Origin of the sequence: Basfia succiniciproducens (assembly GCF_011455875.1) — a bacterium.
Classification (GTDB): Bacteria; Pseudomonadota; Gammaproteobacteria; order Enterobacterales; family Pasteurellaceae; genus Basfia; species Basfia succiniciproducens.
In genome coordinates this window covers 421949-448911 of the sequence record NZ_CP015031.1, presented here as the reverse complement: position 1 = coordinate 448911, position 26963 = coordinate 421949, and the positions used below count along the sequence as shown (strand labels likewise).

Sequence of the window (26963 nt, the reverse complement as noted above, 5' to 3'; positions counted from 1 at the left end):
ATGTCTTAAAATTCCCTATAATTTATCACGAATACATTTGTTATGTTTGTTAGAAAAGTTACTTTTATTGGTTTTTTGCTGTTTTCCGCTATGTTGCCGTTTTTCTCATGGGCGGCTCCTCGTGTGCCTGAAATCCTTACCCAAAACGGGCTGATTTATTGCACCCATAGTTCCGGGTTCTCGTTCAACCCGCAAACCGCCGATGCGGGAACCAGTATGAATGTAATCACGGAACAAATTTACAACAAATTATTTGAAATAAAAAATAATAGTTCGCGTCTTGAACCTTCTTTAGCGCAATCTTATAAAATTTCCGAAGACGGAAAAACAATAACGGTTTATTTGCGCAAAGGCGTAGAATTCCACCATACGCCTTGGTTTACCCCAAGCCGTAACTTTAATGCGGATGATGTGGTTTATTCGCTAAACCGCGTGTTGGGGCATAATACCTCGTTACCGGAATTTAATGCCTCCGAACAGCAAAAAGGAATGAAACGTCAATACAACATTTTTCACGAGTTAGCCAAAAAAACCCGTTTTCCTTATTTTGACAGCATTAAATTAAATCAGAAAATAGAAAGCGTAACGGCGCTTGACCCTTATACGGTACAAATTAATTTATTCGCACCCGATGCGTCAATTTTGTCACATTTAGCAAGTCAGTATGCCATTATTTTCTCCCATGAATACGCATTGCAGTTAAATGCCGATGATAATCTGGCACAATTGGATTTACTACCCGTAGGAACCGGTCCTTATCAGGTTAAAAATTATTTCCGTAATCAGTATGTGCGTTTGATTCGCCATGAAAATTACTGGAAAAAAGAAGCCGAAATTAAAAATATCATCATCGATCTTTCACCGGATCGCACCGGTCGGTTGGCAAAATTCTTTAATAACGAATGCCAGATTGCCGCTTTTCCGGATGTGAGCCAATTAGGATTATTACAGGAAAACGGCGAACGTTTTCAAACCACCTTATCCGACGGTATGAACTTGGCGTTTTTAGCCTTTAACTTTAAGCGTCCGTTAATGCAGGATGTGGAAATTCGCCGTGGTATTGCACAAGCGATTAATCGTCACCGTATTATTAAAGATATTTATTACAATACCGCATCCGTCGCCAATAAAATTATCCCGAGCGTTTCCTGGGCGGGCAGTGATTCGAACAATCATTCCTTTGCCTATGATTATGATCCGGCGCAAGCGAAAAAAGTACTGCAAGACAGACAATTAAGTCTGGATATGTGGGTATTGAAGGAAGAACAGCTTTATAATCCTTCGCCGATAAAAATGGCGGAACTGATTAAACATGATTTAACCAAAGCCGGCATTGAAGTAAAAGTGCGGTTAATTTCCCGTAATTTTTTGATGGAACAATTACGCAATAACAGTGAAAATTATGATCTTATTTTAGGCGGCTGGCTTGCGGTAAGTTTAGATCCCGACAGTTTTATGCGGCCGATTTTAAGTTGCGGAACCACCAGCGAAATTACCAACTTATCGAACTGGTGCTCACAAAGCTTTGAAGAAATTTTAGATCGTGCGCTAATCAGCAATAGCACTAATGAACGCGCGGTCAATTACCATCTTGCCGAGCAGGAAGTGTTATCCGAATTACCTATATTGCCGATAGCCAGTGTTAAGCGAATTCTGATCTCTAACAGCAATGTACAAGGAGTGGAAATGTCGCCGTTCGGCAGTATTTCTTTTGAAAAATTATCGTTCAAGAAAGGAGAAAAATAATGCTTTACTCCTTTTTACGCCGTCTGTTTTTACTGTTAATCATCTTAGTAATACTTTCCGCTGTCAGTTATACGATATTTATGCGCGATCCCATCAATCAGGTATTTGCCGAACCTTACTTTTATTCGGGCTATTTCACTTATGTGGATAGCTTATTAAAAGGTGATCTGGGGATTACCTATAATGGCGGAGATTCCTTATTGATGCTGATCTTAACCGTATTGCCGCCGACTTTGGAATTATGCTTTGCAGCAATGATTGTAGCATTTTTATTCGGTGTACCCTTTGGTTTACTGGGAGCTTTTTTCAATAAGAATATTTTTGGTAAAGCGATTAATGCCGTTTCATCCCTAGGATTATCCGTACCGGTGTTTTGGATTGCGCCGATCTTGCTTTATGTGGCGGCAATTCAGCATTGGCAAATTTCAGCCGTAGGACAAATTAATTTATTATATGAAATCAAACCGATTACCGGCTTTGCAACTATTGATGTGTGGTTTGTGGACGAACCTTACCGGACCAAAGTAATCCAAAATGTATTTCAGCATCTGATTTTACCGACTTTGGTATTAGCCATTACACCGACAATGGAAATTACTAAATTAATCCAGCAACGAACCGAATATATTTTAGCGCAAAATTACGTCAAACTATCCATTACCCGTGGGTGGCCGATTTGGCGCATTCTCACAAAATATGTTTTGCGCAATTCATTGCCTTTAGTGATTCCGCAAATTCCGAGATTAATTACCTTTGTCCTGGCGCAAGGGATGTTGATTGAAGGCGTATTCGGCTGGCCCGGTATCGGTCGCTGGTTGATAGATGCGGTATCCCAACAAGATTATAACAGTATTTCCGCCGGCGTTATTGTGATCGGTTTATTTATTATTGTGATCAACGCGTTAACCGAAATTCTGACATTTATTCTCGACCCGTTTAACAAGAAAGGCTGGTATGCAAGATAAAGAACCTTATGAATTTCGTCAAACGGAAACACTTAAAGCTATTTGGCACGATTTTCGGAAAGACCGGATTGCCTTATTCGGTCTGTATATTTTTATTCTGTTAATTTTGACCGCAGTTTTTGCCCCTTGGATTGCGCCTTATGCGAGTGATGACCAATTTGTCGGTCGCGAACTAATGCCGCCGTCATGGTTTCCTAACGGTGAAGTAACCTATTTCTTCGGCACCGATGATATCGGCAGAGATATTTTCAGCCGCTTGATTAACGGTGTAAGCTATACTTTCGGTTCAGCTGCTATTATCATTATATTCACCGCGGTTGTCGGAGGAATGCTTGGCATCCTGGCCGGCATGTCATCCGGTATGAAATCCCGTATTTTGGGGCATTTTCTTGACGCTTTTTTATCCGTGCCGATTTTGCTCATTGCGATGATCATCGCAACCCTAATGGAGGCCAGTTTACTGAATGCGATGCTTGCGATTCTGCTCGCTTTACTACCGCACTTTATCCACGAAATCTATCAAGCCATCCAGCAGGAATTGAAAAAAGAATACGTACTCATGTTGCGTTTAGACGGCGCATCGAATATGGAATTACTGAGAGAAACCATTTTGCCCAATATCAGCGTTCGTTATATTAAAGAATTAATCCGTTCTTTTGTGGTGGCAATTCTGGACATTAGTGCGTTAAGTTTCATTTCCCTTGGCGCCCAACGCCCCACTCCCGAATGGGGCGCCATGATTCGGGATTCTTTAGAACTGATTTACCTCGCTCCCTGGACGGTTATTTTGCCGGGTTTGGCAATTATCATGACGGCATTAGTGGTGATTATTTTTGGTAACGGCTTATGTAAAGCTATTAGCAAACATTACGAATAGGTGAATTATGGCTTTACTCGATATTCGAAATTTAACAATTAAAGTAAATACGCCAAACGGCTATGTTAGCGTTGTCGATAACGTTAATCTAACCCTGAATGAAGGTGAAATCTGCGGCTTGGTCGGTGAATCCGGTTCAGGAAAAAGCCTGATAGCTAAAGTGATCTGCAACACCAGCAAAGACAATTGGATTATTACCGCGGATCGTTTTCGTTTTAACGACGTCGAATTACTTAAATTAAGCCCTTATAAACGCCGGAAATTGGTGGGAAAAGAGATTTCGATGATTTATCAGGAGCCGCTGAGCTACCTTGATCCCAGTAAAAAAATCGGTCAGCAAATTATGCAGAATATTCCTTCCTGGACATTTAAAGGAAAAATCTGGCATTGGTTCGGCTGGCGTAAACGTCGGGCTATTGAGCTGCTTCATCGTGTCGGAATAAAAGATCATAAAGATATTATGAACAGCTACCCCAATGAAATTACCGAGGGTGAAGGGCAAAAAGTGATGATTGCCATTGCCATTGCCAATCAACCGAGATTATTGATTGCCGATGAACCGACAAATTCATTGGAATCCACCACCCAGCTACAAATTTTTCGTCTGCTCTCCAGTATGAACCAAAATAACGGTACCTCAGTACTGCTTGCCAGCAACGATATGGCGGGAATCAGTGAATGGTGCCATAGTTTTATAGTTCTTTACTGCGGCCAAAACGCGGAATCGGGGCCGAAAGAAAATATTCTTGAAACGCCGCATCATCCTTATACTTCTGCATTGCTGCACTCAATGCCCGATTTTTCGCAACCGATGCCGTTAAAAAGTAAACTAAACACGTTGCGCGGAACGGTTCCGCTGCTGGAACAAATGCCTATGGGTTGTCGGTTAGGACCACGCTGCCCGTTTGCACAGAAAAAATGTATTAAAAAACCGCCTTTACGTCGCATAAAACAGCATGAATTTGCCTGTCATTATCCACTAAATTTATTAGAAACCAATCGTAAAGAAAAAGATACCATTACACCGCTAACATTGAGCCCGGAAAGCAAAATCAGTTAAAGGAAAATAAAATGAGCGCATTACTCCAGATAGATAATTTATCGAAGTCCTTCACTGACAATCTCGGCTTTTTTGCCGAACATAAACTGCAAGCGGTTAAACATATTAGTTTCACCTTAGAAAAAAAACAAATGCTGGCAATTATCGGAAAAAACGGGGCGGGAAAATCCACTCTAGCCAAAATGATTGTGGGCATTATTCCGCCCACATCAGGGCGTATTCTATTTAAAAGCACGCCACTCGAATTCGGTGATTATAAACGGCGAGCAAGCCATATCCGCATGGTATTTCAGGATGTCAATAACGCCTTTAATCCAAGATTAAATGTCGGGCAAACGCTAGATGACCCGCTTCGACTATTAACCACTCTCAATGAACGGGAACGTAACGAACGAATCTTCGAAACCTTGCGTTTAGTCGGGCTTTATCCGGAGCATGCTAATGTCGGTATCAATACGTTGTCTATCAGCCAAAAACAACGTGTCGCCCTTGCCCGCGCACTTATTTTAGAGCCTGAAATCATCATCATTGACGATGCCTTAGGTTCCTTAGACGCCTCCGTAAAAACCCAACTTACTAACCTCATGCTGGATTTGCAGGAACGATTAAGCCTCTCTTATATTTATGTGGGACAACATTTAGGTATCATTAAACATTGTGCGGATAAAATTCTGGTAATGGATGAAGGGGAAATGATTGAATATGGCGAAACCCGTCATGTGCTTACTCGTCCTCAAAACGATATTACCAAGCGTTTAATCGAAAGTTATTTCGGCAAAGAGCTTGATAACAGCGCCTGGGAAAAAACGGAGCAAAATGAAATGTAAAATTCTGAAAAAAATGACCGCACTTTGTCCGATTATAGAGTAGAATACGTCATAGCAAAATTTATTGCTATTGCCAACTATGTCAATATGTTATTCGGTCGTTACCTCTATGCTAAAAAAATTATTTTCCGTTTTCTTATTTTTGCCCGTCACCGCATGGGCACAATCTTATGTGGTCTATGATTTTACTCACAACAAGGTGCTGGAAAGCCGCTCGCCCAATAGCATTCTGCCTATTGCCTCGGTAACAAAACTGATGACCGCCAATGTATTTTTGGAAAATAATCGGAATCCTAATTGTTCAAGCTCCATTACCGATGAAGACTACGATCATATTAAAGGAACCCGCACTAAGTTACCTAAATACACACCGATTTCCTGTAATGAATTGCTGAAAGCAATGTTAGTCCATTCCGACAATTATGCCGCCCACGCACTCTCTCGCTCCGCCGGAATGAGTCGGGCGCAATTTATCAAAAAAATGAATCAAAAAGCGCAGCAATTAGGTATGAATTCAACCCGTTTCAGCGACAGTTCGGGCTTATCAAGCAGCAATGTATCAAGCCCTATGGATTTAGTTAAATTAGCCAAATATTCCCTTGATAAACAGTTGATTAAAACGTTATCAAACACCAGAGCCACCTATATCCGGGCGGGGCGTCACAATGTATTTATGCAAAACACCAATAAATTGGTGCGTGAAGAAATGTTTGACGCCGCGATTAATAAAACGGGTTATATCCGGGAATCCGGCTACAATTTGGTTTTTGTCAATAAACATCAGTGTAATCGTTCAACCATCGGTGTAATCAGTTTAAATAATGCAAGTTCCGCTTACCGTTCCAACTTCACTAAACATAAATTGGAAGAATATGGCTGTTTAGCTGCAAATGACGTAGAAATCAATGAATTTAACGATCAGGATTTTGAAAACTATGACGAACAAGGATTGGCTCAATTAATCGAACAGGTAGCAAAATAAGGTTAAAAGTGCGGTTAAAATTTGCTGAATTTTGTTACCATTGCAATAATCGGCGCGATAAAAGAAATTTAAACCGATACAGAACAAAAAAGCCGTAAGCGATTAACTTACGGCTTTTTTATAGGAATATGGCGGAGGAACTGAGATTCGAACTCAGGGAGGGCGCAAACCCTCGCCGGTTTTCAAGACCGGTGCCTTCAACCACTCGACCATTCCTCCGTGGTTTAAGTGTGGTGAAATATAATATAGTTATAGCTTGATGTAAACCAATATTTTTATTGCCCTTGCCTAACCGACGATAATTTAAACATATTGCTTATCCCAAAAGCATTTTGGTTAAAAATATTGACATTTATAGTACTTATCAGTAACGTAACCCTTAATTTATTCTCTTTATAAGGAAATTTCTTATGGCTGATTCCCGTATTGTCCTTGATGCCCGCGAGCAATCAACTTCATTACTTAGCACACATAAAGTATTACGTAATACTTACTTTTTATTGGGCATGACACTTGCCTTCTCCGCATTCGTCGCCTATATTTCCATGTCATTAGGCTTGCCGCATCCCGGTATTATCGTGACGTTAGTCGGCTTTTACGGCTTATTGTTTTTAACCAATTCGTTAGCTAACAGCGGTTGGGGAATTCTATCCGCCTTTGCCTTTACCGGTTTCCTTGGCTATACCTTAGGGCCGATTCTGAATGTTTATATCGGCGCAGGGTTAAGCGAAACCGTAGTTCTTGCATTGTCAGGTACGGCCGCGGTGTTCTTTGCTTGCTCGGCTTATGTACTGACGACCCGCAAAGATATGTCATTCCTTTCCGGCATGATTTTCTCGCTCTTTATCGTGTTATTGCTGGGCATGGTGGCAAGCATATTCTTCCAAACGCCGGCTTTGCATTTGGCGATTAGCGGTTTGTTTGTAATTTTCTCAAGTGCCGCAATCTTATTTGAAACAAGCAATATTATTCATGGCGGTGAAACAAATTATATCAGAGCGACCGTTAGCCTATTTGTTTCAATCTACAACCTATTCTTAAGTTTGTTACAATTATTGGGCATCTTTGGCGGTGACGATTAATTAAGTTTTAACGAAAATCCCCAACGCCTCTACTTTATTAGGGGCGTTTTTCGTATAATAAGCAAAATTTTTATAAAGGTTTTTATGTTAAACATTAATAATACGCAAATTGAAACGGATCCCGCGGGTTACCTTCTAAATCTAAACGAATGGAATGAAGATGTGGCAAAAGCCATTGCGGAAAAAGAAGGCGTGGCTCTCACGGAAGCCCATTGGGAAGTAATCTACTTCGTACGTGAATTTTATCAGGAATATAAAACCTCGCCCGCCATTCGTATGCTGGTGAAAGCAATGGCGCAAAAACTTGGCGAAGACAAAGGCAATAGCCGTTATTTACAGCGTTTATTTCCCGACGGCCCGGCAAAGCAGGCGACAAAACTAGCCGGCTTGCCAAAACCGGCAAAATGTTTATAACCAAAGTATACTTGGCATAGTTAATTGAATATGCCGGAGTTAATCGGGCTTAACCGCTTTCACATAAAACTTAGCTGGATTTTCATCACAACCTTGCAAGGATTTTTCGCCGTATAGACGCCATAAACAAAAATAAAGTTAAAAAATATGACTTTTTCGACCGCACTTTTATCCGTTAATGCTCGACAGAAAATAAACCAAAAGAACGCGTGCCGCTATAATCATTTTCTTCCACCCGATCTACTCTAGCGCTTGGCGGACCATGGCTTAACCAGTCGCGAAAACTATCGATTTGCGACGCGCTTCCTTCCGCAAGAATATAGACGGAACCGTCGCGTTGATTTTTTACGATTCCGTTCAATCCTATTTCAGTTGCTTTTTTCCAGGTAAAATAGCGAAAGCCGACACCCTGCACAATGCCGTATACCACAAATTGTTTTTTCAGCATATATGTCTCCAATCGTTGATCTAACTCGTAGATAATAGATTTTTTTACGTTTTTCTATTTTCATTTTAGTCAAATTAGACTAGGATACAAGTACCACTTTAAATGAACCAATCAAGCAATCCGCCGGTTTCATCAATTAAAGTGATAATTATCTATTTATACTCGTCCTTAACAACAAGGAGCCAATATGAAATTTCGTCTTACTGCATTAGCAGTGGCAGCGCTATTAACCAGTACACCAAGCTTTGCTGGTGTTGTAACAACCTCATCAAATGTTGATTTTTTGGCAATTGACGGTCAAAAAGCAAGCAAATCTCTTATAAAACAAGCTCGTTCATTCAATATTACGGATACTAACCAGCACCAAGTTGTTGTTCGCGTTTCCGAAATTATTCGCGGCGGTTCAGAGTCTAATTTATTCGAATCGGATCCGATTGTAGTAACTTTCCAAGGCACAACAGAAGATATTCAAATTTCTGCCCCGACTTTACGCAGCGAGCGCGATGTTGAAAAATTTAAGCAATCTCCGGTAATTTCCGTTACTACCGCGTCTGGCGCAGCAGTTCAAACTAAACAGGAATATTTAACGCAAGAAGGCTTCTTACCTAGCGTAAACCTTGTTGAAAATTTATCAAACTACAACGCTTCCGGCGCCAAAGCGGCAGTAGCGTCTTTCGCAACCACAACAATGCCGACGGCAATGGGTACAACAGGTGCAGGTAAAGTTGCAAAAGGTAAAGTAACGGTCCAGGGTGAAAATGCGGCAGAACAAATGCTGCAATACTGGTTCCAACAGGCGGATAAAGAAACACAAACCCGTTTCTTAAACTGGGCGAAGAAACAGTAATTTCTTCACGTTATTTGATAAAAACAGATTGATTAATGTTTGGTTAATCTAAATCTTAAAATCCGGTTAGTTTTTCTAGCCGGATTTTTTATAAATGCCCGTACATTCTTTCAATCAACTATAGCATGCTATTATTAACATTCTAACAACATTTGTGTAATGCAAAGCAGCCAAAAGTGCGGTAAAATTTACCGCACTTTTCTATTAGGAATTATAACTATGAGTATTCGAATCCTTCCGGAGCATGAAATCAAAAAAACAGCGACCAGTTTTGAACAACCAGCACTGCTTTTCGCCAATCCTCAGAATTTATATGAGCGCCGGGCAAAGCGTTTGCGAAAACTTAGTGAATCTCATCCATTCGCGGAATATTTGAACTTCGCGGCGGAAGTTTCGGAAGTGCAATTAAAGATCTTAAAAATGCACCCATTGCCACAAGACGAACGTTTAACAAAAGAAAATTTCAGTTTAGATAATTCAATTCAACCTTTGCATACTAAAAATTGGAAACGAGATGTTATTTGGCGAGAATATCTCGCTGAAATTTTAGCACAAATCAAACTTAAAGCGACAAATCAAATAACAACAACCATTGATTGGTTAGAAAAGGCCTCGGATGCAGAAATTGAATCTCTTGCCGATAAACTTTTAGCAGAAGATTTTTCTTCGGTAAGCAGTGATAAAGCTGTTTTTATTTGGGCGGCTCTTTCGCTTTACTGGCTACAACTTGCTCAACAAATTCCTCATACGACAAATATGGAAAGCGGTGAGAATCTTCACGTTTGTCCGGTATGTAATGCGGCACCGGTGGCGAGTGTCGTACATTTTGGCGCAGCTCAAGGCTTGCGTTATCTGCATTGTTCCCTCTGTGAAAGCGAATGGAATATGGTTCGCGCCAAATGTAGCAATTGCAACCAAGCTGAACATTTAGAATATTGGTCTATTGATGAAGAAATGGCGGCAGTACGATCCGAAAGTTGCGGTGATTGCCATTCCTACCTTAAAATACTGTTCCAGGAAAAGGATCCTCATGTTGAACCTGTAGCTGACGATCTGGCAACTATTTATCTTGATATAGAGATGGAAGAAAAAGGTTTCGCCCGCAGCGGATTAAATCCCTTTATGTTCCCCTCGGAAGAAGCGTAATTGATAATACGAACAAAAATTAAAAATTTTTATTCGCAAATCTTCAAAATGTATGCTTTATCCTTACGGTTCCATTAACAAAGTTAAAATTTAGAAAGTATGACTTTTTATGGCTGGCAATTTATCCTGTAACAATTAAATTACTCAATGATCTAAAGCAAGGTTTTAGCCTTGCTTTTTCTTTATACTATTTGAAGTTAATTTTATAGGTAATTATTATGGCATATCAGGTTTTAGCTTTCGATTTAGACGGCACATTATTAAATTCACAGGGAATAATTTTACCAAGCAGCAAAAAAGCGATTGAAGCGGCCCGAGAAAAAGGCATGCAGGTTATTTTAGTCACAGGACGGCATCATACTGCGGTTAAACCTTATTATTACGAATTAAATTTAGAAACGCCTATTGTTTGCTGTAATGGTACTTATTTATATCAACCACAAACCGATGAAGTTTTACGCAGCAATCCATTTAGTAAAGCACAGGCATTACAATTAATTGATATAGCCGAACGTCAAAAAATACACATATTGATGTATTCCCGCAATGCGATGAATTATATGGAACTTAATCCCCATATGGAAAAATTCCAAAAATGGGTGCAAAGTTGTCCGCAAAATGTGCGTCCCGATGTTCGTCAAGTTTCTAGCTTTCGCGATATAGTGAATAATGAAGATATTATCTGGAAATTTGTAATGAGCGCACCAAATAGAGAGCTTATGCAGCAAACGGTCAATATGTTGCCACAAGATCAATTCAGCTGTGAATGGTCTTGGATTGACCGGGTTGATATATCTAATAAAGGTAACACAAAAGGCTCCCGATTACTGGAATATTTACGATCCGTCAATATGAACCCGGAACAAGTTGTTGCTTTTGGTGATAACCAAAATGATTTGAGTATGCTAACAAGTGTAGGATTAGGTGTAGCCATGGGAAATGCGGATGAGATCGTTAAGCAACAAGCCAAATGCATTATTGGCACAAATAATGAAAACAGCATTGCTGATTTTATTGAAGGGCTTAAATAACTAATTTAGCTTAGTTCCAATCCTATAAAATGCGCCTTTATTTTTACTCAAAAGTGCGGTAAATTTTCCTACAGTTTTGCGCCTACGCGCGTCAATGGCGGTGATGACGCGCCGGTTCAGTTAGTAGGTATGGGTGTGAGCACAAGCACAAAAAAAAGCCCTCATCTCTCGATGGGGGCCTCTCTTCATAACAACCTGGCGGTGACCTACTCTCACATGGGGATACCCCACACTACCATCGGCATAACAGCGTTTCACTTCTGAGTTCGGCATGGATTCAGGTGGGACCACTGCACTATCGCCGCCAGGATAATTCCGTTTCAGATACTGACCGCGGATTCTTCTCTCCGCTATCACTAGCCTACTTCTAGTCTTCTACTCTTCTATTCTCTAAAATTAAAAACAAGCCGATTCCCTGACTACTTACTTATTCCGTAATAACTTTCACTACCAAAAACACTTGAGCGTTGTATGGCTAAGCCTCTCGGGCAATTAGTACCGGTTAGCTCAACGTCTCGCAACGCTTACACACCCGGCCTATCTACGTCGTCGTCTCCAACAACCCTTACAGTATTAAATACTGGGAGAACTCATCTCGAGGCAAGTTTCGTGCTTAGATGCTTTCAGCACTTATCTCTTCCGCATGTAGCTACCCGGCAATGCGTCTGGCGACACAACCGGAACACCAGTGATGCGTCCACTCCGGTCCTCTCGTACTAGGAGCAGTCCCTCTCAATTCTCCAACGCCCACGGCAGATAGGGACCAAACTGTCTCACGACGTTTTAAACCCAGCTCGCGTACCACTTTAAATGGCGAACAGCCATACCCTTGGGACCTACTTCAGCCCCAGGATGTGATGAGCCGACATCGAGGTGCCAAACACCGCCGTCGATATGAACTCTTGGGCGGTATCAGCCTGTTATCCCCGGAGTACCTTTTATCCGTTGAGCGATGGCCCTTCCATTCAGAACCACCGGATCACTATGACCTGCTTTCGCACCTGCTCGACTTGTCCGTCTCGCAGTTAAGCTTGCTTATACCATTGCACTAACCTGACGATGTCCGACCGTCATTAGCAAACCTTCGTGCTCCTCCGTTACTCTTTGGGAGGAGACCGCCCCAGTCAAACTACCCACCAGACACTGTCCGAGTACCCGTTCCAGGCACTTCGTTAGAACATCAAACGTTAAAGGGTGGTATTTCAAGGATGGCTCCACGATAACTGGCGTTACCGCTTCAAAGCCTCCCACCTATCCTACACATCAAAATTCAAGGTTCAGTGTCAAGCTATAGTAAAGGTTCACGGGGTCTTTCCGTCTAGCCGCGGGTACACCGCATCTTCACGGCGATTTCAATTTCACTGAGTCTCGGGTGGAGACAGCCTGGCCATCATTATGCCATTCGTGCAGGTCGGAACTTACCCGACAAGGAATTTCGCTACCTTAGGACCGTTATAGTTACGGCCGCCGTTTACTGGGGCTTCGATCAGGCGCTTCTCTTGCGATAACGCCATCAATTAACCTTCCAGCACCGGGCAGGCATCACACCCTATACGTCCACTTTCGTGTTTGCAGAGTGCTGTGTTTTTAATAAACAGTTGCAGCCAGCTGGTATCTTCGACCGGTTCAACCTTCAAGGGTATACCTCTACAATCTACGCCGGCGCACCTTCTCCCGAAGTTACGGTGCTATTTTGCCTAGTTCCTTCACCCGAGTTCTCTCAAGCGCCTGAGTATTCTCTACCTGACCACCTGTGTCGGTTTATAGTACGGTTTATTATAATCTGACGCTTAGTGGCTTTTCCTGGAAGTGTGGTATCGGTTACTTCGGCACCTTAGCGCCTCGTCATCATCTCTCGGTGTTGATAAGCGTCCGGATTTGCCTAAACGCTCCACCTACCAACTTAAACGACCATTTCCAACAGGTCGATAACCTAACCTACTCCGTCCCCACATCGCAATTATAACAAGTACGGGAATATTAACCCGTTTCCCATCGACTACGCTCTTCAGCCTCGCCTTAGGGGCCGACTCACCCTGCCCCGATTAACGTTGGACAGGAACCCTTGGTCTTCCGGCGAACGGGTTTTTCACCCGTTTTATCGTTACTTATGTCAGCATTCGCACTCGTGATACGTCCAGCAGCCCTCTCGAACCACCTTCTTCCGCTTACACGACGCTCCCCTACCCAACAGTGTTTCCACTGATGCCGCAGCTTCGGTGCTATATTTGAGCCCCGTTACATCTTCCGCGCAGGCCGACTCGACTAGTGAGCTATTACGCTTTCTTTAAATGATGGCTGCTTCTAAGCCAACATCCTAGCTGTCTAAGCCTTCCCACTTCGTTTCCCACTTAATATAAACTTTGGGACCTTAGCTGGCGGTCTGGGTTGTTTCCCTCTCCACGACGAACGTTAGCACCCGCCGTGTGTCTCCTATGCATTACTCTTCGGTATTCGCAGTTTGCATCGGGTTGGTAAGCCGGGATGGCCCCCTAGCCGAAACAGTGCTCTACCCCCGAAGGTATTCACATAAGGCTCTACCTAAATAGATTTCGGGGAGAACCAGCTATCTCCCGGTTTGATTGGCCTTTCACCCCCAGCCACAGGTCATCCGCTAATTTTTCAACATTAGTCGGTTCGGTCCTCCAGTTAGTGTTACCCAACCTTCAACCTGCCCATGGCTAGATCACCGGGTTTCGGGTCTATATCATGCAACTCGACGCCCAGTTAAGACTCGGTTTCCCTTCGGCTCCCCTATTCGGTTAACCTCGCTACATAATATAAGTCGCTGACCCATTATACAAAAGGTACGCAGTCACCCTCGCGGGCTCCCACTGCTTGTACGTACAAGGTTTCAGGTTCTATTTCACTCCCCTCACCGGGGTTCTTTTCGCCTTTCCTTCACAGTACTGGTTCACTATCGGTCAATCAGGAGTATTTAGCCTTGGAGGATGGTCCCCCCTTCTTCAAACAGGATTTCTCGTGTCCCGCCCTACTTCTCGCAAGCTCAGTACCACACAATGATTTTCAAGTACGGGGCTATCACCCTGTGCCGCCCGGCTTCCCAGCCGGTTCCTCTAATCCTCATGCTATCACTTGCAGGCTCTTACGCTTTCGCTCGCCGCTACTTACGTAATCTCGGTTGATTTCTTTTCCTCGGGGTACTTAGATGTTTCAGTTCTCCCGGTTTGCCTCAATAACCTATGGATTCGGTTATTGATAGTAGATTCTTCATCTACTGGGTTTCCCCATTCGGATATCTTGGGTTAGACGCTTCTTATCAACTCACCCAAGCTTTTCGCAGATTAGCACGTCCTTCTTCGCCTCTGATTGCCAAGGCATCCACCTTGTACGCTTAGTCACTTAACCATACAACCTCAAGTATTCTTATACCTGTGTCGTTCGTTATTACTAAACACTTGACCGCTTTTGCTCGGCCAAGATTTTTTTATACTCAGACTTTCTTTTCAGAAAATCTCTCAGTTTTTCAGCTTGTTTCCAATTTTTTAAAGAACAAAAAGATAACGCCTTTCGGCTATCATCATGACTAAATAAACAAAGTCCGGTCAATTCCGGCAAGAACATTGCCTGACCCTCGATTCACTTAGTCATGATGATTGGTGGAGATAAGCGGGATCGAACCGCTGACCTCCTGCGTGCAAGGCAGGCGCTCTCCCAGCTGAGCTATATCCCCAATCCGTTTGCACCTTACAGTGCAACCTTTCCTTTTAGCTTTCACTCGTCCAGCCGGCCTCGCCGCGCTTGAGTGGTGGGTCTGAGTGGACTTGAACCACCGACCTCACCCTTATCAGGGGTGCGCTCTAACCACCTGAGCTACAGACCCAAAAGGATGTTGGTTTGTCTCTTTCTATCAAACAATCTGTGTGAACACTTGCCAGTCGCCTAAAACTTAGTAAGGAGGTGATCCAACCGCAGGTTCCCCTACGGTTACCTTGTTACGACTTCACCCCAGTCATGAATCATACCGTGGTAAACGCCCCCCCGAAGGTTAAGCTATCTACTTCTGGTACAACCCACTCCCATGGTGTGACGGGCGGTGTGTACAAGGCCCGGGAACGTATTCACCGCAACATTCTGATTTGCGATTACTAGCGATTCCGACTTCATGGAGTCGAGTTGCAGACTCCAATCCGGACTACGATGCACTTTCTGAGATTCGCTCTACCTCGCGGTATCGCCGCCCTCTGTATGCACCATTGTAGCACGTGTGTAGCCCTACTCGTAAGGGCCATGATGACTTGACGTCATCCCCACCTTCCTCCGGTTTGTCACCGGCAGTCTCCTTTGAGTTCCCATCTTTACATGCTGGCAACAAAGGATAAGGGTTGCGCTCGTTGCGGGACTTAACCCAACATTTCACAACACGAGCTGACGACAGCCATGCAGCACCTGTCTCAGAGCTCCCGAAGGCACTCCCGTATCTCTACAGGATTCTCTGGATGTCAAGAGTAGGTAAGGTTCTTCGCGTTGCATCGAATTAAACCACATGCTCCACCGCTTGTGCGGGCCCCCGTCAATTCATTTGAGTTTTAACCTTGCGGCCGTACTCCCCAGGCGGTCGATTTATCACGTTAGCTACGAGCACCAGGCCTAAAGCCCAATCCCCAAATCGACAGCGTTTACCGCGTGGACTACCAGGGTATCTAATCCTGTTTGCTCCCCACGCTTTCGCATATGAGCGTCAGTATCTTCCCAAGGGGCTGCCTTCGCCTTCGGTATTCCTCCACATCTCTACGCATTTCACCGCTACACGTGGAATTCTACCCCTCCCTAAAGTACTCTAGACTCCCAGTCTGAAATGCAATTCCCAGGTTAAGCCCGGGGCTTTCACATCTCACTTAAAAGTCCGCCTGCATGCCCTTTACGCCCAGTTATTCCGATTAACGCTCGCACCCTCCGTATTACCGCGGCTGCTGGCACGGAGTTAGCCGGTGCTTCTTCTGTGATTAACGTCAATTGCTTGTCCTATTAAAACAAACACCTTCCTCGTCACCGAAAGAACTTTACAACCCGAAGGCCTTCTTCATTCACGCGGCATGGCTGCATCAGGGTTCCCCCCATTGTGCAATATTCCCCACTGCTGCCTCCCGTAGGAGTCTGGACCGTGTCTCAGTTCCAGTGTGGCTGGTCATCCTCTCAGACCAGCTAGAGATCGTCGGCTTGGTAGGCCTTTACCCCACCAACTACCTAATCCCACTTGGGCTCATCTTATGGCGGGTGGCCCGAAAGTCCCACCCTTTAATCCGAAGATATTACGCGGTATTAGCGACAGTTTCCCGTCGTTATCCCCCTCCATAAGCCAGATCCCCAAGCATTACTCACCCGTCCGCCACTCGTCGGCAAAGAAAGCAAGCTTTCTTCCCGCTACCGTTCGACTTGCATGTGTTAAGCCTGCCGCCAGCGTTCAATCTGAGCCATGATCAAACTCTTCAATTTAAAAAGTTCAATCGCTCAAAATACTGACTATAAATCATTAATTAAATTAACTTTGTTCAGCACTCTAAGTCTTGTTTAAATTTTTTGTTTAAACGAATCTTTCAAGTGCCCACACAGATTGTCTGATAAGTTGTTAAAGAGCAAAAAAGTGGTCGGCGAGATAGGATTTGAACCTACGACCCACTGGTCCCAAACCAGTTGCGCTACCAAGCTGCGCTACTCGCCGACTTTTTATCTTGATTAAGATAATTGGGGTGGCTAATGGGATTCGAACCCACGACAACTGGAATCACAATCCAGGGCTCTACCAACTGAGCTATAGCCACCATTGTTTGATTCAGTTTCAACTTCGCTGACCTGGCGCGCTCGACAAGATTCGAACTTGCGACCTTTGGCTCCGGAGGCCAACGCTCTATCCAACTGAGCTACGAGCGCGCATTGCGTCGTTGCGGGGCGTATATTAAGGATTTCCACTACTCTTGTCTAGCACTTTTTTCATTTTTTTTTATTTTTTTGATCGCTTGATGTGTTTTTATTCAATTTGAACGTAATTTATTATAATTCCGTCTATTTTTAGCTCAGGTTTCCTTTTTTCTTTTCTTCTAATTCTTCCCATCTTATAAACGCGTTTTCTAATTCAGCTTCTTTATCCGCTAACTCCTGTAATTTAGCTGAGGTATATTCGTGGGATTGTTGGAAAAAATCGAGGTTTCCCACTTCATTTTGCAAATTTTCAATTATTTTTTCCAACTCTTCCAATAATAGCGGAAGTTGTTCCAGCTCTCTTTGTTCTTTATAGGAAAGCTTTATTGTTTTCTGATTATTATTCGCCGTTGAAATTTCCGATTTTTCCACCGCACTTTCCGGCTGCATTTTTTTCGGTTTGGCTTGTTCGCTCGCCATTTTGCTCGTCAGCGCATTTTCCTGCTGCTGTTTGGCATCAAAAAAGCCGCCTACATATTTACTTAGCTGCCCGTTGCCTTCAAACATATAGCATTCCGTTGCCACATTATCAATAAATTGACGGTCGTGGCTCACAATCAATAAGGTTCCCTGATAATCCGCCAAAATATCTTCCAGTAACTCAAGAGTTTCTATATCCAGATCATTTGTCGGTTCGTCAAGAATCAACAGATTATTCGGTTTTAATAACAGTTTTGCCAAAAGTAAGCGGTTACGTTCACCGCCGGATAATGCTTTTACCGGAGTCATTGCCCGTTTCGGCGGAAACAGAAAATCCTGCAAATATCCCAATACATGGCGCTTAACCCCATTGACTTCAATATCTTGCTTGCCGTCAGCCACATTATCCATAACTGTTTTTTCCGGATCAAGATCCGCTCTGTATTGGTCGAAATAGGCAATATCTAGTTTTGTACCGCAGCGAATATGCCCGGACGTAGGTTGCAACTCACCTAGTAAAAGTTTAATGAAGGTAGTTTTACCACAACCGTTTGGCCCGACTAAAGCGATTTTATCGCCCCGCAAAATGGTTGTGCTGAAATGCGAGAGCAATTGTTTTCCTGCAATAGCATAACTTGCATCTTCAACTTCAAACACAATTTTGCCTGAACGGCTGGACGTGTCTAACTGTAATTTTGCACTGCCCAATACCTCTCGACGTTGGCGACGTTCTTCTCTCAGCATCTTTAATGCCCGAACTCTGCCTTCATTACGCGTGCGACGGGCTTTGATTCCCTGACGAATCCACACTTCTTCCTGAGCGAGTCGCTTATCGAACAGCTCGTTTTGCAAAGCTTCCACGCGCAGGTTTTCTTCTTTAGTGGTGAGATAAAGATCATAATCACCGGGATAAGACACTAATTTGCCCCGATCTAAATCCACAATCCGTGTCGCCATTTTGCGAATAAATGAGCGGTCATGAGAAATAAAGACAATACTGCCGGCAAAATCCAACAGAAAGGTTTCCAGCCATTCAATGGCATCTACATCTAAATGATTGGTGGGTTCGTCTAATAAAAGTACGTCGGGATTACAAACCAATGCACGGGCGAGCGCCGCTTTACGTAACCAACCACCGGATAATTCCGATAGCAACGTATTAGGATTAAGTTCCAATTTTCCTAATACTTCATTAATTTTATTTTCAAACTGCCAGCCGTTTTCATGTTCAAGACGGCTTTGCACCTGTGCCAATTTGCTTAACAAGTTGTCATTATAATCGCTTTCCAGTCGGGTTGAGATATAATGATACTCTTTCAATAAATCCGCTAAATGCCCGATACCTTCCGCTACATAATCAAAGACATTGCCTTGTGCGTGGCTAGGCGGATCCTGTTCCAGACGAGAAACAATCAAATCTCTTTCATACTGTATTTTACCGTCGTCCATAACCACATCGCCGGCAATAACTTTCAGCAGGGTGGATTTTCCTGCGCCGTTACGCCCGACCAAACAGACCCGTTCACGGGGTTCGATATGCAAATCCGCATGATCTAATAAAGGTGCGTCACTAAAAGAAAGGTAACCGTTCGTTAAACTAATTAATGCCATAAAATTCTCAAATCCGAATAATAAAAAATTAGTGGGATTTTAGCAGTTTTATTGAAAAAAGAAAAAGTGCGGTAAAAAATTCCCGATTTTCTGACCGCACTTTTAATCCGATCGTAAAATAATACGCAAAGACGTAATAAAACTGGCGACAGGAGAATAAATTACTTACTATAATGCCATTATCGGCTAAAAAAACCGCATATCTTAATCCAAGGAGGATATATGGAAACCACATTTCGTCATGTTGCCGCACAAAAACATATTGCTTTGGTCGCCCATGATCATTGCAAAGAAGATCTGATTAATTGGTGTCAGAAAAATGTGCATCATCTACAAAACCATCAGCTTTATGCAACAGGAACTACCGGGCATTTAATCGAAAAAGCGACCGAATTAAAAATCAACAGCTTATTAAGCGGACCGATGGGCGGCGATCAGCAACTGGGCGCATTAATTGCGGAAAATAAAATCGACGTGATGATTTTCTTTTGGGATCCGATGAATGCGGTGCCTCATGACCCGGATGTGAAAGCCTTATTACGCATTGCCGCAGTATGGAACATTCCCCATGCCATGAATATTGCAAGCGCCGATTTATTAATTAATTCGCCATTAATAAACCGAGAAATCGAACTTCGCATTCCCGATTATCAAACTTATCTACAAAAACGCCTGAAATAATCGGTTTTTACCAGGAGGTTTATTATGGCTTTAATTTTAAATATTCTGAATTTTGCCCTGGGCGGATTCGCCACTACCTTAGGTTGGCTGATTGCAACGATCATCAGTGCGGTTTTAGTGGTAACACTGCCTTATTCCCGCGGTTGTTGGGAAATTACCAAAATGTCTTTAATGCCTTTCGGTAATGATATTATCCACGTGAAATATCTTGAACCTCGCTCTTCGCTTTCAAATTCCTTAGGATCGGTGCTGAATGTTTTGTGGTTCGTACTATTCGGTTGGTGGCTGTGCCTGTTGCATATATTAACGGGCATAACCCAATGTTTAACATTAATCGGCATTCCTACCGGGCTTGCTCATTTTAAATTAGCCAGAATTTCCTTATTCCCGGTGGGGCAACGTGTTGTTCCGAAAGAAATGGCGCAATTGGTTTACCGTCATCAGGCTGAAAGAGAATTTGAAAATCAGCGTAACGCATAATTATTGAAAAAGGCGCTTTGGGGCGCCTTTTTACTGGTTGAGATTATTCGTTTTCTTCTAATTCGTCCGCCATTGCGGCCAGAATTTCTCTGGTTAGCAATGCCAACGAACGGTAAAACGGCAACAATGCGTAAGTTTCCACATGAGTTAAAAACTTGCTGGCGCAAGGCAACAAGAAAGATTCGAACAATTCCTGTTGCGCACTGATAGAATCCAAATTGTCTTCAATCCAGGAGGCTGTCAATAAAAGTAAGCTGAAATTATCCGCACTTTCCACTTCCGGCATTCCGAGGGTTTGTCGAAAATTAACAAATTCATCTACATTTAACCCGTAAGCGGAAATCCGGCTGTCAATTTTAGGCTGTTCGCCGGCAAATAACCGCTCATATTCCTGCGCCAAAACCTCTTTTGCAATAGTCATTTGCACCGAGTCTAAAGCCTGCCGGACATCTTCATCCGTATCCAGCGGCCAAACCTGTTCTAACCCTTTTTGTTGCAGCCAGCCGAATACGCCGTCAAGAATGCTGTCTGTGGGCGAACGGTAAAATAAATTACCGAACAATCGACTAATCAATGAGAAATTATTAATTATCGTCTCTGACATTAGGCTTTTCCTTCTAAAAGTGCGGTCAGATTTTCTTTAGTTTTTTGTTCGACTTCGTTAAGCAGAGCCTGTCTTTCTTCAGAACCGATAATATGAATATCGCCCAGCAGGCGATGATCGATATCAATAATGCCCACATAATTAAATAAGCCGTTAACCAGCGTATCGTTCAAAGACTGAGCAAAGCCCATTTGTTGATAACGTTCCTCATTATTACCCATCGTAATAAACTGTTGCATTTTTTTGCCCTGAATTAACCCGACGGTACCGGTTTCATCGGTTTTATAGGCGAATCCGTGGGTAAACACGCGATCGAAATAGCCTTTTAAAATGGCGGGGAACCCCATCCACCATAAGGGATAAATTAACGTAATTAAATCCGCTTCGGAAATCAATTGTTGTTCATGTCTGATCGCCGCAGGAATAATCTCTTTAAAAGAACCGGTCAACTCTTCCCAGGAAACGACGGGGTTAAAATTCATACCATAAAGATCCCGTACCGTCGTATCAACATTCATTTTTTGACTGGCTTGCAAAACACGTTCCAGTATCGCCTTGTTAAAACTATTTTTAGTATTCGGATGAGCAAAAATAACTAAATGCTTCATGCTTAATTTCCTAATTTACGTACAATAAGGGTTATACCCCGTACCTTTAAAACTTCAATACGATCGCCCACTTTCAATTCTTTTCCTTGAATGCGCCAAGTGGTATCACCAAAATAACCCCGTCCGACGCCGTTTAAAGCAATTTCCTGTACGGCGCCGATTGCGCCGATCATGGCGTGGTTTCGTTGATTCAGCACCGAACGGGCTTCATCACTTTTATCTTTATTATGTTGATATTTCCACCAAACCAAACTTAACAGCAAGGCTAATACCGCATAAGAAATGCCCAATACGGTAAGAGTTAAAGTGGTGAATAATGCCATAATCGCCGCCATAATGATAGCGGATATTCCCCACCAGAGCAGAAAAATACCGGGGATCAGAATCTCCCCGATAAGCAATAAAAAACCTAAAATGAGCCAGTGCCACACAGACCAAGCGAATAACCAATCCATTTTGACTCCTTAATTATCAGGGTTACTTTTTCACATCTTTTAGTAATTCCGCAATACCGGCGACAGAACCGATTAAATTCCCCGCTTCCAACGGCATTAACACTACTTTACTGTTATTCGAGCCGCCGATATCCTTCAATGCTTCGGTATATTTTTGTGCGATAAAGTAATTAATCGCTTTGGTATCGCCGTTAACAATCGCATCGGATACCATTTGGGTGGCTTTTGCCTCGGCCTGCGCCGCACGTTCCCGGGCTTCCGCCTGCAAAATAGCTTCTTGTTTTTCACCTTCCGCACGAAGAATACGGGATTGTTTTTCTCCTTCCGCACGTAAAATCTGCGCCTGACGAACGCCTTCCGCTTCTAAAATTTCCGCACGTTTATTACGTTCGGCTTTCATCTGCGCATTCATGGCTTCGCTTAGTTCGCGAGGCGGACGAACGTCACGGATTTCAATCCGGGTAACTTTTACCCCCCAAGGATTGGTGGCTTCATCAACGATAGACAGCAATCTGCCATTAATGTTATCCCGTTGCGACAGCATTTCGTCCAGTTCCATCGAACCTAACACAGTACGAATGTTGGTCATCACCAGGTTCACAATTGCTTGTTCCAAATGATTTACCTCATAGGCTGCGCTGCGGGCGTCAATAACCTGCACAAAGCAAACCGCATCAATGGACACGTTGGCGTTATCTTTTGAAATAACTTCCTGTGACGGAATATCCAGTACCTGTTCCATCATGTTGATTTTTCGTCCGACCCGATCAATAAAAGGTACAATAAAATTCAACCCCGGACTTAGGGTTTTAATATAACGACCGAAACGTTCAATCGTCCAGTTATAACCTTGCGGTACTGTTTTTAATGCCGAGGAAACGACAAATAAAATCAATACGATAAACACTATTACGGTAATCGGGAAACCTTCCATAATATCCATTTTTTCTCTCCTTTTAGTTACTCTAAATAAAAGTGCGGTAAAAATTTACCAATTTTTTACATTATTCCATAATATCCGCAGATTCCAATGTTTTTTGTTGATAGCAATAGCCTTCTTCCTGCGATATAAACTCAAATAAATGGGTAATGCAATTCGGCGCGTCCTGATCTTGATGGGAAACAAACAGTAATTGGGTTTCACTGTTTGAGACCAACTGTTCAATAAAACTTTTAACCAATTTACGGTTTATGCCGTCCAGCCCTTGCAGCGGTTCGTCAAGGATTAAAACCGGCGGATGCTTCACCATCGCTCTGGTAATCAATAATAAACGTTGTTGCCCCCAGGAAAGGGAACGAAAAGGTTTCTTGGCGAGCGAATCCATATTTAAACGGGACAACCATTGCATCGCTTTGATACGTAAAGCGTCGGGAACCTGCCGGTATACTCCGATACTATCAAAGAAACCCGAAATAATCACATCAATCGCGGTACTGTTTACCCGGTAATCCATATGAAGCTGACTGCTGACATAACCGATTTTCTGTTTAATATCCCACAGGGTTTCGCCGCTGCCTCGCCGCTTACCGAACAAAACCACATGATTGGCAAAAGCCTGCGGATGATCGCCGGTGATAATTGAAAGCAAGGTGGATTTTCCCGCACCATTAGGGCCTTTAATCCACCAATTCTGTTTTGCTTTTACCGTCCAGTTTAAGTTATTCAAAATAACTTTATCGCCATATTGAATAGTCACATTTTTCAATTCAAAAGGATTCTGCCCTTCCGGCAAGCGGATTAACGGTGAGGCGCTGCCTGGTAGCGGCACATCTTCGGCATCTTCGGCATATTTCAACTGTTGGTAAACGCTTTGCCCTTCAATATCCTGCCGTTTGCCCGCTAAAATCATTTGCTTATTATCTAAAATCGCCACAAAATCCGCTATACTTGGAATGTCGGAAAACCGATTTACAATCAAAACTAATGCCAATTTGCCTTTTAACGATTCAAGTAATTTGAGCCAATCCTGCACGGATTGCCGATCTAAGCCTTCAAACGGATCATCTAAAATTAACAAATCAGGCTCGCTGACCAATGCCTGCGCCAATAACACCTTACGGCTTTCACCCGTTGAAAGCTTGGTAAAAGGACGGTCTAATAATTTTTCAATATGCAAATACTGCGCATAAAATTCACATAAATTATTTTTATCCGTACCGTTTAAAATAATTTCACGAGCGGTTTTACCGAAGTCATCGGGCGCCTCATCATTATTTAAGTCTTTAAATGTCTGCTCCAGAATTTTCTGTTGTTTCTCAAAAGAGAGCAAACTGATGCTGTCAAACTGATTTTGATATTCTCCGTTGTATAAAGAAAGTTTCTTTTCCAACGCCAAAGAAAATGCCGTTTTGCCGCTGCCGTTATAACCCATAACAACCCAGAAATCACAAGAATGAATTTCAAAGTGCGGTATACTTAATAAATTATTTTGGTGCAGCTCGAATTGCGCATTCCGCATAACCAACTTACTCATGATTCAGTTTCTTCCTTATATCCATTTTTTATATTCTTATCTTTTCATTATTCATCAGCCCGCAAATGAAATAAAGCCCTTTCTTCGTTCATAAAGAAAGAGCTTTAGTCGTTAAACAATAGTTACGGGCGAAAACGCTTAACTATTTTTACGTTCTTCGGACATACAAGCGGCAGCGGTAAATAAAACGTCCGTTGAGGAGTTCAATGCCGTTTCGGTTGAATCCTGTAATACGCCGATGATAAAACCGACACCGATAACCTGAGCCGCGATATCATTTGAAATACCAAACAAGCTACAAGCTAACGGAATTAACAATAATGAGCCGCCGGCAACACCTGAAGCGCCGCAAGCACAAATACTCGCGACTAGGCTTAATAAAATCGCCGTTGGAATTGATACTTCAATACCTAAAGTAAATACCGCCGCAAGGGTTAATACAGTAATCGTGATAGCCGCACCGCCCATGTTGATAGTTGCGCCCAACGGAATTGAAACGGAATAGGTTTCTTCGTCAAGATTCAAACGTTTTGCCAATTCCATATTTACCGGAATATTTGCCGCAGAGCTGCGAGTAAAGAATGCGGTTACGCCGCTTACACGGATACATTCCCAAACTAACGGATAAGGGTTACGACGGATTTTCCAGAATACAATAATAGGATTGATAACAAAGGCCACAAAAAGCATCGAGCCGACCAACACCGCTAATAATTGTACGTAATCCAGTAATGCGCTTAACCCTTTATCGGCCAGGGTTGAAGCAACCAAGCCGAATACCCCGATTGGCGCGAAACTAATAATGAAATGAACAATTTTAGAAACCGCTTCGGCAAAATCATTCATCACGTTTTTCGTTGTTTCGGAGGCATAACGCAAGGTAATACCAAGACCAATCGCCCATGCCAAAATACCAATAAAGTTAGCGTTAAATAATGCGGTAATCGGGTTGTCCACCACATTAAATATAAGTGCGGTTAAAACTTCGGTAATTTTGCCCGGTGGTGACAATTCGGCTTCATTTGTTGCCAACGCAATGGTAGTCGGGAACATGAAACTTGCAAATACAGCCGTTAATGCGGATAAAAAGGTGCCGATTAAATACAAATAAATAATATCTTTCATATTGCTTTTTGAGCCGACTTTTTTATTTGCAATGGCGGCAATCACCAGCACAAATACTAAAATAGGCGCAACGGAACGCAATGAACGAACGAAAATCTGACCGAGCAAGCCCATTTTTTCCGCAAGGTGAAAACCAAGTGCGCTTTCCAAAGACGGGCTGACTAAAGCAAAGATAATCCCCAGTAGCAAACCAATAGAAATTCGTTTAACCAGATTTCCATGGAATAAAAATGAAAATAAACGTGAAATATTCATAAATTAATAAACTTAGGTTATGCAAGCGAAACTTGCGAGTTGCTAAATAAAAGATCTTAAGATCTTCCGCACATATTCCTTCAAAAAGGCACAAGCAAACGATTAACATTAGGTGGCAAAAGGAAAATGGTTTCAGAAGATTAGCGCAAATTTCTAGTAAAAGAAATATTATTTTAAGATTTTCTTACATTCTATAAAAAATTCATTTGACCATCTGTTTGTTTATACAGTATATTACACCTGTATAAACAAACAGTTCGCCAAACTATGAGGAAAAGATGATGAATTATGTAGCTCATGCAAAAGATCAAGCTCTAACTGCACACCACGATTTATTTTCTTATCACCCCATGCCGTTTTATGAGGATACGGAACAAACAAGATCCCTCTTTCATAAAAAATTAGATCTTAATCTCTATTGCATTAAACGCCCTCAACAAACTTGTTTTATTCGCGTACAGAATCCCGATCTGATGGCTTGGGGAATCGAACAAGGCGATATGCTGGTAGTGGAGAAAAATGACAGTCTGTCTATCGGCGATCTAATCGTGATTGAAGTGAACCAAAAACTGGAAATCTTTGAATTTATTGCTTATGACAAAAACGAATTCGTCTTTTTGAGTCTCAGTTCCAAATTAAACAATATCAGAACGGCAAATTGGAGTACATTGCCGATTATTGGTACGGTGACCAATACAATTCATCAAATGAAGCCTAAAAACACGATCAGTTTTGCCGCATAACTTTGTAAATTGGCCAAAACAGCTTCCGGACACATTGACGGAAAGCTTAAAAAATGTAAAAAGTGCGGTCGATTTTTTGTGATTTTTTAAAATATTACTCGTAATTAAATAATCAATTGTATTTTTTTATAATAAAAATTGT

The 26963-nt window shown here is 42.6% G+C and carries 22 protein-coding genes, 6 tRNA genes and 3 rRNA genes; 14 read left to right on the top strand and 17 right to left on the bottom strand.

The features are described from left to right. Nucleotides 1-42 precede the first annotated feature (42 nt). From A4G13_RS02080 to A4G13_RS02055, 6 genes are all read left to right on the top strand, one after another. On the top strand, nt 43-1746 hold the full coding sequence (locus A4G13_RS02080; RefSeq protein ID WP_090653502.1) for an ABC transporter substrate-binding protein: 1704 nt from the start codon (nt 43-45) through the stop codon (nt 1744-1746). After that, nucleotides 1746-2711, top strand: a complete 966-nt coding sequence (locus A4G13_RS02075; RefSeq protein ID WP_011200033.1) for an ABC transporter permease — start codon at nt 1746-1748, stop codon at nt 2709-2711. Before A4G13_RS02080 ends, A4G13_RS02075 begins: the two co-directional genes overlap by 1 nt. Continuing rightward, the gene (locus A4G13_RS02070) at nt 2701-3588 is read left to right on the top strand and encodes an ABC transporter permease subunit (RefSeq protein WP_011200032.1); all 888 of its coding nucleotides are present in this window, start codon (nt 2701-2703) and stop codon (nt 3586-3588) included. Before A4G13_RS02075 ends, A4G13_RS02070 begins: the two co-directional genes overlap by 11 nt. A gap of 7 nt (nt 3589-3595) precedes the next feature. Beyond that, nucleotides 3596-4648 carry a peptide ABC transporter ATP-binding protein gene (locus tag A4G13_RS02065; RefSeq protein WP_011200031.1) on the top strand — a complete coding sequence of 351 codons (1053 nt, stop codon included), beginning with the start codon at nt 3596-3598 and terminating at the stop codon, nt 4646-4648. An 11-nt stretch (nt 4649-4659) separates the two neighbouring features. Beyond that, nucleotides 4660-5475 (top strand): peptide ABC transporter ATP-binding protein, encoded by an 816-nt coding sequence (locus A4G13_RS02060; protein ID WP_090653500.1) that lies wholly within the window; start codon nt 4660-4662, stop codon nt 5473-5475. 109 nt (nt 5476-5584) lie between these two features. Further along, nucleotides 5585-6457 carry a D-alanyl-D-alanine carboxypeptidase family protein gene (locus A4G13_RS02055; RefSeq protein WP_041640162.1) on the top strand — a complete coding sequence of 291 codons (873 nt, stop codon included), beginning with the start codon at nt 5585-5587 and terminating at the stop codon, nt 6455-6457. Between the two features lie 129 nt (nt 6458-6586). Here the strand turns inward: A4G13_RS02055 and A4G13_RS02050 are convergent. Continuing rightward, nucleotides 6587-6676, bottom strand: a tRNA-Ser gene (locus tag A4G13_RS02050). 191 nt (nt 6677-6867) lie between these two features. Here A4G13_RS02050 and A4G13_RS02045 point away from each other — a divergent pair. Together A4G13_RS02045 and A4G13_RS02040 are read left to right on the top strand one after the other, a co-directional pair. After that, nucleotides 6868-7539: a Bax inhibitor-1 family protein gene (locus tag A4G13_RS02045; RefSeq protein WP_090653498.1), complete on the top strand. Its 672-nt coding sequence runs from the start codon at nt 6868-6870 to the stop codon at nt 7537-7539. Between the two features lie 84 nt (nt 7540-7623). Then, on the top strand, nt 7624-7953 hold the full coding sequence (locus A4G13_RS02040; protein WP_090653497.1) for a TusE/DsrC/DsvC family sulfur relay protein: 330 nt from the start codon (nt 7624-7626) through the stop codon (nt 7951-7953). Nucleotides 7954-8128: 175 nt separating this feature from the next. Here the strand turns inward: A4G13_RS02040 and A4G13_RS02035 are convergent, their stop codons facing one another. Further along, nucleotides 8129-8401, bottom strand: coding sequence for an acylphosphatase (locus A4G13_RS02035; protein WP_090653495.1), 273 nt, complete (start codon nt 8399-8401; stop codon nt 8129-8131). 187 nt (nt 8402-8588) lie between these two features. Between A4G13_RS02035 and A4G13_RS02030 the strand changes: the two genes are divergently transcribed. The 3 genes from A4G13_RS02030 (at nt 8589) to A4G13_RS02020 (ending at nt 11425) form a co-directional block, all read left to right on the top strand. Further along, on the top strand, nt 8589-9248 hold the full coding sequence (locus A4G13_RS02030; RefSeq protein ID WP_090653491.1) for a curli polymerization inhibitor CsgI-related protein: 660 nt from the start codon (nt 8589-8591) through the stop codon (nt 9246-9248). Between the two features lie 219 nt (nt 9249-9467). Then, complete coding sequence (fdhE, locus tag A4G13_RS02025) at nt 9468-10394, top strand: formate dehydrogenase accessory protein FdhE (protein WP_090653489.1); 927 nt, start codon at nt 9468-9470, stop codon at nt 10392-10394. A 218-nt stretch (nt 10395-10612) separates the two neighbouring features. Next, nucleotides 10613-11425, top strand: a complete 813-nt coding sequence (locus A4G13_RS02020; protein ID WP_090653487.1) for a pyridoxal phosphatase — start codon at nt 10613-10615, stop codon at nt 11423-11425. Nucleotides 11426-11618: 193 nt separating this feature from the next. Here the strand turns inward: A4G13_RS02020 and rrf are convergent. From rrf to A4G13_RS01975, 9 genes are all read right to left on the bottom strand, one after another. Beyond that, a 5S ribosomal RNA gene (rrf, locus tag A4G13_RS02015) occupies nt 11619-11734 on the bottom strand. A gap of 162 nt (nt 11735-11896) precedes the next feature. Continuing rightward, nucleotides 11897-14794, bottom strand: a 23S ribosomal RNA gene (locus A4G13_RS02010). Between the two features lie 249 nt (nt 14795-15043). Further along, nucleotides 15044-15119, bottom strand: a tRNA-Ala gene (locus tag A4G13_RS02005). 73 nt (nt 15120-15192) lie between these two features. After that, nucleotides 15193-15269: transfer RNA gene (locus tag A4G13_RS02000), tRNA-Ile, on the bottom strand. Nucleotides 15270-15339: 70 nt separating this feature from the next. After that, a 16S ribosomal RNA gene (locus A4G13_RS01995) occupies nt 15340-16882 on the bottom strand. Together the 16S, 23S and 5S rRNA genes with 5 tRNA genes alongside form the textbook arrangement of a ribosomal RNA operon. Before the next feature lie 149 nt (nt 16883-17031). Continuing rightward, nucleotides 17032-17108 (bottom strand) — tRNA-Pro (locus tag A4G13_RS01990). Between the two features lie 24 nt (nt 17109-17132). Further along, nucleotides 17133-17208, bottom strand: a tRNA-His gene (locus tag A4G13_RS01985). 32 nt (nt 17209-17240) lie between these two features. After that, a tRNA-Arg gene (locus tag A4G13_RS01980) sits at nt 17241-17317 on the bottom strand. Nucleotides 17318-17455: 138 nt separating this feature from the next. After that, nucleotides 17456-19396, bottom strand: a complete 1941-nt coding sequence (locus tag A4G13_RS01975) for an ABC transporter ATP-binding protein (protein WP_090656795.1) — start codon at nt 19394-19396, stop codon at nt 17456-17458. A gap of 222 nt (nt 19397-19618) precedes the next feature. Between A4G13_RS01975 and A4G13_RS01970 the strand changes: the two genes are divergently transcribed. After that, nucleotides 19619-20077: a methylglyoxal synthase gene (locus A4G13_RS01970; protein WP_011200018.1), complete on the top strand. Its 459-nt coding sequence runs from the start codon at nt 19619-19621 to the stop codon at nt 20075-20077. A gap of 24 nt (nt 20078-20101) precedes the next feature. Continuing rightward, nucleotides 20102-20557, top strand: a complete 456-nt coding sequence (locus A4G13_RS01965) for a YccF domain-containing protein (protein ID WP_090656793.1) — start codon at nt 20102-20104, stop codon at nt 20555-20557. A gap of 43 nt (nt 20558-20600) precedes the next feature. On the opposite strand, the gene A4G13_RS01960 is transcribed toward A4G13_RS01965, so the two are convergent. From A4G13_RS01960 to sstT, 6 genes are all read right to left on the bottom strand, one after another. Next, nucleotides 20601-21161, bottom strand: a complete 561-nt coding sequence (locus A4G13_RS01960) for a TorD/DmsD family molecular chaperone (protein ID WP_090656791.1) — start codon at nt 21159-21161, stop codon at nt 20601-20603. Further along, entirely contained in the window at nt 21161-21769 is a 609-nt protein-coding gene (locus tag A4G13_RS01955; RefSeq protein ID WP_090656789.1) for an NAD(P)H-dependent oxidoreductase, read from the bottom strand. Before A4G13_RS01955 ends, A4G13_RS01960 begins: the two co-directional genes overlap by 1 nt. A 2-nt stretch (nt 21770-21771) precedes the next feature. Further along, nucleotides 21772-22224 carry an NfeD family protein gene (locus tag A4G13_RS01950; RefSeq protein ID WP_011200014.1) on the bottom strand — a complete coding sequence of 151 codons (453 nt, stop codon included), beginning with the start codon at nt 22222-22224 and terminating at the stop codon, nt 21772-21774. 22 nt (nt 22225-22246) lie between these two features. Then, on the bottom strand, nt 22247-23167 hold the full coding sequence (locus A4G13_RS01945; protein WP_011200013.1) for an SPFH domain-containing protein: 921 nt from the start codon (nt 23165-23167) through the stop codon (nt 22247-22249). Between the two features lie 61 nt (nt 23168-23228). Beyond that, nucleotides 23229-24698, bottom strand: a complete 1470-nt coding sequence (gene modF / locus A4G13_RS01940; RefSeq protein ID WP_090656787.1) for a molybdate ABC transporter ATP-binding protein ModF — start codon at nt 24696-24698, stop codon at nt 23229-23231. 138 nt (nt 24699-24836) lie between these two features. Next, nucleotides 24837-26078: a serine/threonine transporter SstT gene (sstT, locus tag A4G13_RS01935; protein WP_011200011.1), complete on the bottom strand. Its 1242-nt coding sequence runs from the start codon at nt 26076-26078 to the stop codon at nt 24837-24839. A 278-nt stretch (nt 26079-26356) separates the two neighbouring features. Here sstT and A4G13_RS01930 point away from each other — a divergent pair, with 278 nt between their 5' ends. After that, nucleotides 26357-26821, top strand: a complete 465-nt coding sequence (locus A4G13_RS01930; RefSeq protein ID WP_090656784.1) for a LexA family protein — start codon at nt 26357-26359, stop codon at nt 26819-26821. Nucleotides 26822-26963: the final 142 nt, after the last annotated feature.

Bases quoted from the DNA above. Each gene is read 5' to 3' on its own strand.
- A4G13_RS02080 (WP_090653502.1), top strand. From the start codon at position 43: ATGTTTGTTAGAAAAGTTACTTTTATTGGTTTTTTGCTGTTTTCCGCT.
- A4G13_RS02075 (WP_011200033.1), top strand. From the start codon at position 1,746: ATGCTTTACTCCTTTTTACGCCGTCTGTTTTTACTGTTAATCATCTTA.
- A4G13_RS02070 (WP_011200032.1), top strand. From the start codon at position 2,701: ATGCAAGATAAAGAACCTTATGAATTTCGTCAAACGGAAACACTTAAA.
- A4G13_RS02065 (WP_011200031.1), top strand. From the start codon at position 3,596: ATGGCTTTACTCGATATTCGAAATTTAACAATTAAAGTAAATACGCCA.
- A4G13_RS02060 (WP_090653500.1), top strand. From the start codon at position 4,660: ATGAGCGCATTACTCCAGATAGATAATTTATCGAAGTCCTTCACTGAC.
- A4G13_RS02055 (WP_041640162.1), top strand. From the start codon at position 5,585: ATGCTAAAAAAATTATTTTCCGTTTTCTTATTTTTGCCCGTCACCGCA.
- A4G13_RS02045 (WP_090653498.1), top strand. From the start codon at position 6,868: ATGGCTGATTCCCGTATTGTCCTTGATGCCCGCGAGCAATCAACTTCA.
- A4G13_RS02040 (WP_090653497.1), top strand. From the start codon at position 7,624: ATGTTAAACATTAATAATACGCAAATTGAAACGGATCCCGCGGGTTAC.
- A4G13_RS02035 (WP_090653495.1), bottom strand. From the start codon at position 8,401: ATGCTGAAAAAACAATTTGTGGTATACGGCATTGTGCAGGGTGTCGGC.
- A4G13_RS02030 (WP_090653491.1), top strand. From the start codon at position 8,589: ATGAAATTTCGTCTTACTGCATTAGCAGTGGCAGCGCTATTAACCAGT.
- fdhE (WP_090653489.1), top strand. From the start codon at position 9,468: ATGAGTATTCGAATCCTTCCGGAGCATGAAATCAAAAAAACAGCGACC.
- A4G13_RS02020 (WP_090653487.1), top strand. From the start codon at position 10,613: ATGGCATATCAGGTTTTAGCTTTCGATTTAGACGGCACATTATTAAAT.
- A4G13_RS01975 (WP_090656795.1), bottom strand. From the start codon at position 19,396: ATGGCATTAATTAGTTTAACGAACGGTTACCTTTCTTTTAGTGACGCA.
- A4G13_RS01970 (WP_011200018.1), top strand. From the start codon at position 19,619: ATGGAAACCACATTTCGTCATGTTGCCGCACAAAAACATATTGCTTTG.
- A4G13_RS01965 (WP_090656793.1), top strand. From the start codon at position 20,102: ATGGCTTTAATTTTAAATATTCTGAATTTTGCCCTGGGCGGATTCGCC.
- A4G13_RS01960 (WP_090656791.1), bottom strand. From the start codon at position 21,161: ATGTCAGAGACGATAATTAATAATTTCTCATTGATTAGTCGATTGTTC.
- A4G13_RS01955 (WP_090656789.1), bottom strand. From the start codon at position 21,769: ATGAAGCATTTAGTTATTTTTGCTCATCCGAATACTAAAAATAGTTTT.
- A4G13_RS01950 (WP_011200014.1), bottom strand. From the start codon at position 22,224: ATGGATTGGTTATTCGCTTGGTCTGTGTGGCACTGGCTCATTTTAGGT.
- A4G13_RS01945 (WP_011200013.1), bottom strand. From the start codon at position 23,167: ATGGATATTATGGAAGGTTTCCCGATTACCGTAATAGTGTTTATCGTA.
- modF (WP_090656787.1), bottom strand. From the start codon at position 24,698: ATGAGTAAGTTGGTTATGCGGAATGCGCAATTCGAGCTGCACCAAAAT.
- sstT (WP_011200011.1), bottom strand. From the start codon at position 26,078: ATGAATATTTCACGTTTATTTTCATTTTTATTCCATGGAAATCTGGTT.
- A4G13_RS01930 (WP_090656784.1), top strand. From the start codon at position 26,357: ATGATGAATTATGTAGCTCATGCAAAAGATCAAGCTCTAACTGCACAC.